Origin of the sequence: Curtobacterium sp. P97 (assembly GCF_023712445.1) — a bacterium.
In the GTDB taxonomy this organism is placed as follows: domain Bacteria; phylum Actinomycetota; class Actinomycetes; order Actinomycetales; family Microbacteriaceae; genus Curtobacterium.
The window spans coordinates 122050-132379 of record NZ_JAMAYF010000011.1 but is presented as its reverse complement, the minus strand read 5'-3'; the positions used below and the strand labels follow the sequence as shown (position 1 = coordinate 132379).

Sequence of the window (10330 nt, the reverse complement as noted above, 5' to 3'; positions counted from 1 at the left end):
AGTGTTCCGGTGGTCATAGCGAGAGGGAAACGCCCGGTCACATTCCGAACCCGGAAGCTAAGCCTCTCAGCGCCGATGGTACTGCAAGGGGGACCTTGTGGGAGAGTAGGACGCCGCCGGACTCAACGTAAGTGATGTGGCCATCGGCCCTCCATCGAGAACTCGTAGGGGAGACCCTCGTTCTCGTGGAGGCCGGTGGCCACATCTGTTTCCGCCGTAGGTCGCTCGACTCGCGGTCCGGTTCGTGATGGACTGGGCCCAGCAGTGAGCACGGACGACCGTGCGGCACCCCCCCCACAACGACACAGCGGACGATCGCCCGGCGCATTCGAGCACGGGCACGCGATGAGGAGCAACGGTGGCGAACGACGACGAGCAGCAGCGCAACGACCGGGATCGCGGGGAGCGGCGCGAAGGCAGCCGCTGGTCGTCCGGGCCGCGCGACTTCGAGCGTCGCGAGGGGGATCGTGCGCGACGGGACGGTGACCGTCCAGCCCGCGACGCCGGCCGGAGTGGTCGTGACGACCGTCGGGGCTTCCGCGAGGGCGACCGGTCCTTCAGTGACGGTGGCCGTCGGCCGGCTCGGCAGGGTGACCGCGACGGTACGGGGCGTCCGCCCCGCGGTGACGGTCCTCGAGGCGCTGACCGCCCGGGCCGTGATGGTGACCGCCGTCCGTTCCGTGGCGGCGACGACCGTCGTCCGCAGCGTGATGGTGATCGTCCTTTCCGTGGTCGCGATGACCGTGCGCCCTTCCGTGGTGGCGACGACCGTCGTCCGCAGCGTGACGGTGGCGACCGTCGTCCGCAGCGTGATGGTGATCGTCCTTTCCGTGGTCGCGATGACCGTGCGCCCTTCCGTGGTGGCGACGACCGTCGGCCGCAGCGTGACGGTGGCGACGACCGTCGTCCGTTCCGTGGCGGCGATGACCGTCGTCCGCAGCGTGACGGTGGCGAGCGTCGTCCGTTCCGTGGTGGCGACGACCGTCGTCCGCAGCGTGACGGTGGCGAGCGTCGTCCGTTCCGTGGTGGCGACGATCGCCGTCCGCAGCGTGACGGTGGCGACGACCGTCGTCCGTTCCGTGGTGGCGACGACCGTCGTCCGCAGCGTGACGGTGGCGAGCGTCGTCCGTTCCGTGGTGGCGACGATCGTCGTCCGCAGCGTGACGGTGATGACCGTCGTCCGCAGCGTGACGGTGATGACCGTCGTCCGCAGCGTGACGGTGATGACCGTCGTCGGTTCCGTGGTGGCGATGACCGTCGTCCGCAGCGCGACGGTGGTGAGCGTCGTCCGTTCCGCGGTGCCGACGACCGCCCCCGCCGCGACGACGACCGGGGCGACCGCCCTCGGTTCGGCGATGGCTCCCGTCATGCCGGCGCACGCTTCGGCGAGGCTGCCCGTGACGACTGGGAGGACCGTGACCCGTACGGCACGCGTTCCGTCCGTCCGCGACACGAGGACCCCGAGATCGACGAGAGCGTCTCGCCGCGGGACCTCGACCCGGCTGCCCGCGCCGAGCTCAAGACGCTCAGCAAGGACAACGCCGAGTGGGTCGCGAAGCACCTCGTCATGGCGGCGCTGCTCGTCGACGAGGACCCGGAGACGGCCAACCTCCACGCCCTGAGCGCTGCGCGTCGGGCCGGTCGTGTGGCGGTCGTCCGCGAGACCGCGGCGATCACCGCGTACCGGACGGGCGACTTCGCCACGGCGCTCCGTGAGCTGCGCACCTACCGTCGCATCTCCGGCAAGAACGACCAGCTGCCGATGATGGTCGACTGCGAGCGGGGTCTCGGACGTCCGGAGCGGGCGCTCGAGCTCGGCCGGTCGGTCGACCGCGCCGCGCTGGACACGGCGGTGCAGGTGGAGCTCGCGATCGCGATGTCCGGCGCCCGGATCGACCTGGGCAACCCGACGGCCGCGCTCGGCGAGCTCGAGATCCCGCAGCTCGACCCGACCACGGCGTACAGCTGGTCGCCGGCCCTCTACAGTGCTTACGCGGCCACGCTCGAGGAGCTCGGCCGCCAGGACGAGGCCGACGAGTGGTGGGCGCGGGTCGACCGGGCTGCCGCCGCCCTGGCCGAGATCGCCGACGAGAACGCATGGGAGACTGTCGATGTGGTCGAGGAAGAAGTCGAAGGACACGACGAGCACGACGCCGTCGTCGGTGACGAGCACGGGACCGGAGCGCTCGACGACACCGACCAGCTCGGCGACGACGTCGACCCCGACGACGACCTCGGCGAGATCGACGACGACAACCCCCGCGACGTCGACGGCTCCGCAGCCGACTGACGTCCCGACGCCGCCGACGGACGGTGTGGACGTCGTCCTCACCGACCTCGACGGTGTCGTGTACCGCGGACGCAACGCGATCCCGCACGCTGTCGAGGCCCTGACACGGGCGTCGCTGACGGCTCGGGTCGGCTACATCACGAACAACGCCTCTCGTCGGCCGTCCGACGTCGCGGAGCACCTCGAGGGCTACGGCCTCGAGGTGACCGCCGACGACGTCGTGACCTCGTCGCAGGCGGGCGTGCGGCTGCTCGAGACGCTGGTGCCGGCCGGGTCCACCGTGCTGGTCACCGGCGGCCTCGGGCTGACGAGCATCGTCGAGGAGGCGGGCTTCAGCGTGACGACGAGCGCCGACGACGCTCCGGCAGCGGTCATCCAGGGGTTCTCGCCGGACCTCGGGTGGACGCACCTGGCCGAGGCCTCCTTCGCCCTCGCCGATCCGGACGTGCCGTGGGTGGCGACGAACATGGACTGGTCGATCCCGGTCGAGCGTGGCATCGCGCCCGGCAACGGCACGCTCGTGTCCGCGGTGCACCAGGCCGTCGGGCGGATGCCGGTGGTGGCGGGCAAGCCGGAGCGACCGATCTTCGACGCCGCGATCGCCCGCTTCGGCGGCGAGCACCCGCTGTTCATCGGCGACCGGCTCGACACGGACATCAAGGGCGCGAACGACGCCGGCATCCCGAGCGTGCTCGTGCTGACGGGCATCGACCAAGCGAAGCAGGTGCTCGCGGCCGACCAGCGCTCGCGTCCGACGTACGTCCTGCAGGACCTCCGTGGGCTGTCCGAGCCGTACCCGGTGACGGTGCGGCGGCAGGACCCGGACGGCACCCGGTACGTCACGGTCGGCGGCGCCACGGTCGCGATGCACGGGCACGTCGTCCGGGTGCTCGACAGCGGGACCCCGATCGACCTGCTCCGCGCCGGAGCGGCGCTGATCTGGGAGTCCGGACTGGCGATCTACGGCCTCGACGTCGACCCGAAGCTGTACGGCGGCGAGTAGCGTGACCGACGTGCCCCACCCGCAGCAGCCGCCCGAGCAGGAGCAGGGCGAGCAGCAGCAACCGGGCGAGCAGCAGCAGCAGGGCGAGCACCGACAGCCCGTGCAGCAGCCGGACGCCTTCGCCGAGCGCACCGCGGCTGCCGAGGCGCTGCCCCTGCCCGAGCGCGCCGACGCCTTCGCCGCGCTGCACGACGACCTGCGCACCCGCCTCGAGAGCGGCCAGGCACCGCAGGGGCACAGCTCGGGTCGCGCTGCCGGCGCCACGCAGGTGTGGGGGAGCGGACGAGGAGACGGCGGTGCCGGTGCCTGAGCACGACGAGGAGCGCCCGGTCCGGTTGGACGCCCTGCTCGCCGCCCGCGGGCTGGTCAGGTCACGGACCGCCGCGGCGAAGCTGGTCCAGGCCGGCCGCGTGACGGTCGGGGGCACGGCGGTCGTGAAGCCGTCGGCCCCGGTCGCGCCGGACGCCGAGCTCGTCGTCGACACCGAGGACGAGTGGGTGTCGCGTGCGGCGCGGAAGCTCGTCCGTGCCCTCGAGGCCTTCGACGTCGACCCGAGCGGGCGCGTCGTGCTCGACGTCGGCGCGTCCACGGGCGGGTTCACACAGGTGCTGCTCCACCACGGAGCCGCCCGCGTGGTCGCCCTCGACGTCGGGCACGGTCAGCTCGACCCGGTGGTCGCGATCGACGAGCGGGTGCGTGTTGTCGAGGGGTGCAACGCCCGTGACCTCACGCCGGACACCTACGCGGCGCTCGACGACGCAGCGCCCCGCACGAGCCTGGTCGTCGGGGACCTGTCCTTCATCTCCCTGCGCATCGTCCTGCCCGTGCTGGCGGTCGCCGTGCCCGCGGACGACTTCGTGCTGCTCGTGAAGCCGCAGTTCGAGGTCGGCCGTGGTGGTGTGCGCGAGGGCATCGTGCGCGACCCCGCCCTGCGGAACGACGCGCTCATGAACGTGCTCTGGTCGGCGTGGGACGCGGGCCTCGGGACGGTCGGGCTGACCGCATCGCCGATCGTCGGCACGCACGGCAACCACGAGTACCTCGCGCACTTCCAGCGTGGTGTCGGGGGTCATCCGGCAGGATGGGGGAACCCGACAGCGTGGATCGGTCGGGCCACCGAACTCACCGAAGGGGCTGCATGAGCGACGACGACCGGCACATCCTGCTCGTCTCCCACACGGGCCGACAGGACTCCATCGACGCCGCCGTCGAGGTCTGCGACCTGCTGCACGCCGCCGGACTCACCCCGGTGATGCCGTTCGACGAGTACGCCGACGTCCGACGGGCCGAGGCCTCGGTCGGCCAGGTCGACATCCTGGGTGTCGACGTGCAGGCCGACGCCCTCGAGATCGTCATCGTCCTCGGCGGGGACGGCACGATCCTCCGTGCCGCCGAACTCGTGCGGGGGACGCGCGCCCCGATCGTGGGCGTGAACCTCGGACACGTCGGCTTCCTGGCCGAGAGCGAGCGCGACGGGCTGCGGGCCACGGTCGAGCGTGCCCTCGTCGGCGACTACAAGGTCGAGGAGCGTGTGACGCTCCAGGTCGACGTGGTCGTCGGGCACGAGGTCGTCTACTCGTCGTGGGCGCTGAACGAGGCGACGATCGAGAAGGCCTCCCGCGAGCGCATGCTCGAGGTCGTCACCGAGGTCGACGGTCGGCCGCTGTCGTCCTTCGGCTGCGACGGCGTCGTCGTCGCCACCCCCACGGGGTCCACGGCCTACTCGTTCTCCGGCGGCGGCCCGATCGTCTGGCCGGACGTCGACGCCCTGCTCATGGTGCCGCTCAGCGCGCACGCCCTGTTCTCGCGTCCGATCGTCGTCGGGCCGGACTGCACCCTCGCGATCGAGGTCCTCCGGCGCACGAGCGGCGTCGGTGTCCTGTGGTGCGACGGCCGTCGCACCCACGACCTGCCGCCGGGTGCCCGGGTCGAGGTCCGTCGATCGCCCGACCCCGTCCGGGTCGCCCGGCTGAAGGACGCGCCCTTCACCGACCGGCTGGTCGCCAAGTTCCAGTTGCCCGTCGCGGGCTGGCGCGGTCCGGCGACCGAGGACGACGCATGATCGAGGAGATCGTCATCTCCGACCTCGGCGTCATCGGCGAGACCACGCTCGAGCTCGGACCCGGCTTCACCGTCGTCACCGGCGAGACCGGTGCGGGCAAGACCATGATCGTCACGGCGCTCGGGCTGCTGCTCGGTGCCCGGGCGGACGCCGGCTCCGTGCGCCGCGGCGCCTCCAGCGCGGTGGTCGAGGGGCGTTGGCACGTCCCGGACCACGCCGCCGTCGCGGAGCGTGTCGAGGACGCGGGCGGGACCGTCGAGGACGGCGAGCTCATCCTGACCCGCACAGTCTCGGCGGAGGGCCGCAGCCGTGCGACGGTCGGCGGCCGCAGTGCCCCGGTCGCGGTGCTCGGCGAGCTCGCCGACCAGCTGGTGACCGTGCACGGGCAGTCGGACCAGATCCGCCTGACGTCGGCCTCGGCGCAGCGCGCCGCCCTCGACGGCTTCGGCGGCAGGGCCGTGCAGCGGGCACTCGGCGCCTACGTCGCCGCCTACGACACCTGGCAGGCGCACGCCGGCGAGCTCGAGACGCTCGTGCGGGACCGCGACGACCGCGTCGCCGAGGCCGAACGCATCCGCGCCGCGTCGGACGAGATCGAGTCGGTCGACCCGCAGCCCGGCGAGGACGTCGAGCTCGCCGAACGCGCCGAACGCCTCGGCAACCTCGAGGAGCTCCGCCTGGCCGCCGGCACCGCCCACGAGGCACTGTCCAGCGAGTCCCTCGACGGGGTCGCCGACGTCGTCGGACTGGTCGAGGCGGCACGCCGGGCCGTCGAGCGCGTCGCCGGGTCCGACCCGGCCCTCCAGCCCGTGCTCGAGCAGCTGACCGAACTCGGGATCCAGGCCTCGGACGCATCCGCCGGCCTGTCCAGCTACCTCGGCTCGTTGGAGCCGGACGCCGGGCACGACCTCGAGCTCGTCAACGAACGCCGGGCACTCCTGGCGAACCTGACGCGCAAGTACGGCGAGACGGTCGACGACGTGATCGCGTACGGCCAGCGGGCGAGCGACCGGTTGCTGGAGCTGGACGGTGACGACGACCGCATCGTCGCGCTGCAGCAGAGCGTCGAGCAGGACGAGCAGGCCCTCGCGCAGACGGCCGCCGCGCTGACCGCGGCCCGCACGAAGGCCGCGGGCGACCTCGCGAAGCGGGTCACCGCGGAACTCCGGACGCTGGCGATGGCCGGCGCGACCCTGGTGGTCGAGGTCACCGACGGCGGCGAGTACCGCCGGCACGGGCGCGACCAGGTCGCGATCCTGCTCCAGCCGCACTCCGGCACCGACCCCCGCCCGATCGGCAAGGGCGCGTCCGGCGGCGAGCTCTCGCGCGTGATGCTCGCGATCGAGGTCGTCATGGCCGGCAGCACGACCGTCCCGACCTTCGTGTTCGACGAGGTCGACGCCGGCGTCGGCGGAGCCGCGGCGATCGAGATCGGTCGGCGGCTCGCGAAGCTCGCCGAGCGGACGCAGGTCATCGTCGTCACGCACCTCGCCCAGGTCGCCGCGTTCGCGAACAACCACCTCAACGTCGTCAAGGACGCCAGCGGCGCCGTGACCTCGTCGAGCGTGCGCCGGCTCGAGGGCGAGGACCGGCTCCAGGAGATGGCCCGCCTGCTCTCCGGCCTGGGCGACAGTGCGAGCGGCATCGAGCACGCACGCGAGCTCCTCGACGTCGCCGGCCAGCGCGCCTAGGCAACGGTCCGGCCTGGAGGCACGCCCCGCCCCCGGCTCTCCGCTCGCGTCCGCAACACGCAACGAGGGCGGCTCCTCGCAGCGGTACAGCGCTGCGCACAGTCGCCGACGTTGCGTCCTGCGGGGACGGCGGGGGTGACCGGCCGGCGGGCGCAACGCCCGCGGCGAACGCGGGTCGCGCCTCCCGGCAGTTCTGACGTACGATGGAACCCCGTGGCGGACACTCTCAGCGGCGGAACCAATTCTTCGACCTCGACCCCGAAGGTCACGAAGCAGATCTTCGTGACCGGCGGGGTCGTCTCGTCCCTCGGCAAGGGCCTGACGGCGGCCAGCCTCGGCAACCTGCTCACGGCGCGCGGCCTCAAGGTCGTCATGCAGAAGCTCGACCCGTACCTCAACGTGGACCCGGGCACCATGAACCCGTTCCAGCACGGCGAGGTCTTCGTGACCGACGACGGTGCGGAGACGGACCTCGACATCGGGCACTACGAGCGCTTCCTCGACATCAACCTGTCGCAGGCCGCGAACGTCACGACCGGTCAGGTGTACTCCAGCGTGATCGCCAAGGAGCGTCGCGGCGAGTACCTCGGCGACACCGTCCAGGTCATCCCGCACATCACCGACGAGATCAAGCGTCGGATGCGCGAGCAGGCCGAGAACGACCCGCAGCCCGACGTCATCATCACCGAGGTCGGCGGCACGGTCGGTGACATCGAGTCCCAGCCGTTCATCGAGTCCGCCCGCCAGGTCCGCCACGAGCTCGGCCGCAACAACGTGTTCTTCGTGCACGTGTCGCTCGTGCCGTTCATGAGCGCCTCGGGCGAGCAGAAGACCAAGCCGACGCAGCACTCCGTCGCCGCGCTCCGCTCGATCGGCATCCAGCCGGACGCCCTCGTGCTCCGCTCGGACCGTCCGGTGTCGGAGTCGAACAAGCGCAAGATCGCCCTCATGTGCGACGTGGACGAGGACGCCGTGGTGAACGCCGTCGACGTCCCCTCGATCTACGACCTGCCGACGCTGCTGCACGACCAGGGTCTCGACCAGGTCATCATCGACGCGCTGAAGCTCGACGCGCACGACGTCGACTGGTCCGCGTGGAACCCGGTCCTCGACGCGGTGCACGAGCCGAAGAAGCACGTCACGATCGCGCTGGTCGGCAAGTACATCGACCTGCCGGACGCCTACCTGTCGGTCACCGAGGCCCTGCGCGCCGGTGGCTTCGCCCACAACGCGAAGGTCACGCTGAAGTGGGTCGTGTCCGACGACTGCACGACGCCCGAGGGTGCCGCGAAGCAGCTCGGTGACGTCGACGGCATCTGCGTCCCCGGCGGGTTCGGTGTCCGCGGCATCGAGGGCAAGCTCGGCGCGCTCAGGTTCGCGCGTGAGCAGGGCATCCCGACGCTCGGCCTGTGCCTCGGCCTGCAGTGCATGGTCATCGAGTACGCCCGCCACGAGGCCGGCCTGACCGACGCGTCGAGCACCGAGTTCGACCCGGAGACCTCGACGCCGGTCATCGCGACCATGGCGGAGCAGGTCGACATCATCGCCGGTGGCGACATGGGCGGCACGATGCGACTCGGCCTGTACCCGGCGCACTTCACCGACGGGTCGCTCGCGGCCGAGCTCTACGGTGCGTCCGAGGCCTCGGAGCGCCACCGTCACCGCTACGAGGTGAACAACACCTACCGTCAGCAGATCGCGGACGCCGGCCTGGTGTTCTCGGGCACCTCGCCCGACGGCACCCTGGTCGAGTACGTCGAGCTGCCGCGCGACGTGCACCCGTTCTACATCGCCACGCAGGCACACCCGGAGCTGCGCTCGCGTCCGACGAACGCGCACCCGCTGTTCGCCGGGCTGGTGGACGCGGCGATCGCGCGCCACGAGGCGTCCAGCCTGTTCGACCCGGCCGAGGAGTCGGCGGAGGTCGTCGCGTAACGCGCGCTGTCGCTCAACGCGCGTTGTCGCTGACGGGAGGCGCGGTGCCGGCTGGCACCGCGCCTCCCGTCCGTCCCGGGGAGGGCTGACGGAGCCGCGTGCCAGGATGGGCTGGTGACTGCCGCTGACGCACCGATCGCCGACGAACACGCCTCGTACGAGGTCACCGACTCCACCGTCGTGTACGAGGGTGCCGTCTGGGACGTCCGCCGTGACCACGTCGACTACGACGGGCACGACATGGTCCGCGAGTACATCGACCACACGGGCGCCGTCGCCGTCTTCGCGGAGGACGACGAGGGCCGCGTGCTCGTCATCCAGCAGTACCGCCACCCCGTGCAGCTGCGCGACTGGGAGCTGCCGGCCGGGCTCCTCGACCACGAGGGCGAGGACCACCTCACCGCCGCGCAGCGGGAGCTCGGGGAAGAGGCCGACCTCGAGGCGGACCACTGGGAGCCCCTCGTCCGGTACAACACCTCGTCGGGCGGCAGCGACGAGTTCATCCAGGTCTACCGGGCCCGTGGGGTCCGTGCGACGGCGTCCGCGTTCGAGCGTGAGGCCGAGGAGGCGGACATCGTGACCCGATGGGTGCCGCGGGCGGAGCTCGTCGAGGGGATCCTCGCGGGCCGCCTGCAGAACTCGGCGCTCGTCGTCGCGACCCTCGCGGTCGATGCGATCGAGCGGGGCGCGGTCGAGCGCGGCGCGGTCGAGCGGGACGCGGTCGAGCGGGACGCGACGGCGTGACGGCCGACAGCGGGCTCGGTGCCCTGCTGCGGGACGGGCTCTGGACGCACGAGCCCGTCGCCGTCGAACCCGTCGTCGATCGTGCCGCCCTGCTCGTGACCGCGGAGGAGGGCAGCGATGCCTGGCGGACGACCTCGTACGGGTTCGTCCACGACTCGGAGCACGCGCTCCTCCGACCCACCGACGGCGCGTTCGCCGTCGAGGTCTCGTTCGTCCTCGACTTCGCGGAGCAGTTCGACCAGGCCGGGGTGTTCCTGCGGGTCGACGAGCAGGAGTGGGTGAAGGCGGGCGTGGAGTTCTCCGACGGGCTGCCGCAGGTCGGGGCCGTCGTGACGCACGGGACGTCCGACTGGTCCGTCGCGCCCGTGCCGTCCTGGACCGGGCGGGTCGTGACGGTGCGCGCGAGCCGCTCCGGTGACGCCGTGACGGTCCGGGCCTGGGCCGAAGGCGAGGAGCCCCGGCTGGTGCGGGTCGCGCACCTCGACCCGGACGCCGTCGTGTCGGCCGGCCTGTTCTGCGCCGCACCAACCCGGGCCGGGCTTGCGGTGACCTTCACCGCCTGCCGCTTCGGCGAGCCGGACGCCGGGCTGCACTGACGACCTCCG

The 10330-nt window shown here is 72.2% G+C and carries 10 protein-coding genes and 1 rRNA gene; all 11 read left to right on the top strand.

The window, feature by feature from the left end:
• The first annotated feature begins 5 nt into the window (after positions 1-5).
• The 11 genes from rrf to M3677_RS13085 all read left to right on the top strand — a co-directional run bounded on the left by rrf (position 6) and on the right by M3677_RS13085 (position 10321).
• Positions 6-122, top strand: a 5S ribosomal RNA gene (gene rrf, locus M3677_RS13135).
• Positions 123-590: 468 nt separating this feature from the next.
• Entirely contained in the window at positions 591-1622 is a 1032-nt protein-coding gene (locus M3677_RS13130) for a hypothetical protein (protein ID WP_251160759.1), read from the top strand.
• On the top strand, positions 1568-2290 hold the full coding sequence (locus M3677_RS18475; RefSeq protein WP_251160758.1) for a hypothetical protein: 723 nt from the start codon (positions 1568-1570) through the stop codon (positions 2288-2290). The genes M3677_RS13130 and M3677_RS18475 overlap by 55 nt, the downstream gene beginning before the upstream one ends.
• 25 nt (positions 2291-2315) lie before the next feature.
• The gene (locus tag M3677_RS13120; protein ID WP_251160757.1) at positions 2316-3293 is read left to right on the top strand and encodes an HAD-IIA family hydrolase; all 978 of its coding nucleotides are present in this window, start codon (positions 2316-2318) and stop codon (positions 3291-3293) included.
• Positions 3294-3303: 10 nt separating this feature from the next.
• Positions 3304-3603, top strand: a complete 300-nt coding sequence (locus tag M3677_RS13115) for a hypothetical protein (RefSeq protein WP_251160756.1) — start codon at positions 3304-3306, stop codon at positions 3601-3603.
• Positions 3590-4435: a TlyA family RNA methyltransferase gene (locus M3677_RS13110; RefSeq protein ID WP_251160755.1), complete on the top strand. Its 846-nt coding sequence runs from the start codon at positions 3590-3592 to the stop codon at positions 4433-4435. Before M3677_RS13115 ends, M3677_RS13110 begins: the two co-directional genes overlap by 14 nt.
• Positions 4432-5355, top strand: coding sequence for an NAD kinase (locus M3677_RS13105; protein ID WP_066656388.1), 924 nt, complete (start codon positions 4432-4434; stop codon positions 5353-5355). The genes M3677_RS13110 and M3677_RS13105 overlap by 4 nt, the downstream gene beginning before the upstream one ends.
• Entirely contained in the window at positions 5352-7046 is a 1695-nt protein-coding gene (gene recN / locus M3677_RS13100) for a DNA repair protein RecN (protein ID WP_066656385.1), read from the top strand. Before M3677_RS13105 ends, recN begins: the two co-directional genes overlap by 4 nt.
• Positions 7047-7259: 213 nt before the next feature.
• Positions 7260-8981 (top strand): CTP synthase, encoded by a 1722-nt coding sequence (locus M3677_RS13095; RefSeq protein ID WP_066656378.1) that lies wholly within the window; start codon positions 7260-7262, stop codon positions 8979-8981.
• A gap of 114 nt (positions 8982-9095) precedes the next feature.
• A complete protein-coding gene (locus M3677_RS13090) occupies positions 9096-9725 on the top strand; it encodes an NUDIX hydrolase (RefSeq protein WP_251155667.1) in 630 nt (209 codons plus the stop codon).
• Positions 9722-10321, top strand: a complete 600-nt coding sequence (locus M3677_RS13085; RefSeq protein ID WP_251160754.1) for a DUF1349 domain-containing protein — start codon at positions 9722-9724, stop codon at positions 10319-10321. Before M3677_RS13090 ends, M3677_RS13085 begins: the two co-directional genes overlap by 4 nt.
• Positions 10322-10330 lie beyond the last annotated feature (9 nt).

Excerpts from the sequence above, each read along its gene's own strand:
- M3677_RS13105 (WP_066656388.1), top strand. The coding sequence starts at position 4,432 with ATGAGCGACGACGACCGGCACATCCTGCTCGTCTCCCACACGGGCCGA.
- M3677_RS18475 (WP_251160758.1), top strand. The coding sequence starts at position 1,568 with ATGGCGGCGCTGCTCGTCGACGAGGACCCGGAGACGGCCAACCTCCAC.
- recN (WP_066656385.1), top strand. The coding sequence starts at position 5,352 with ATGATCGAGGAGATCGTCATCTCCGACCTCGGCGTCATCGGCGAGACC.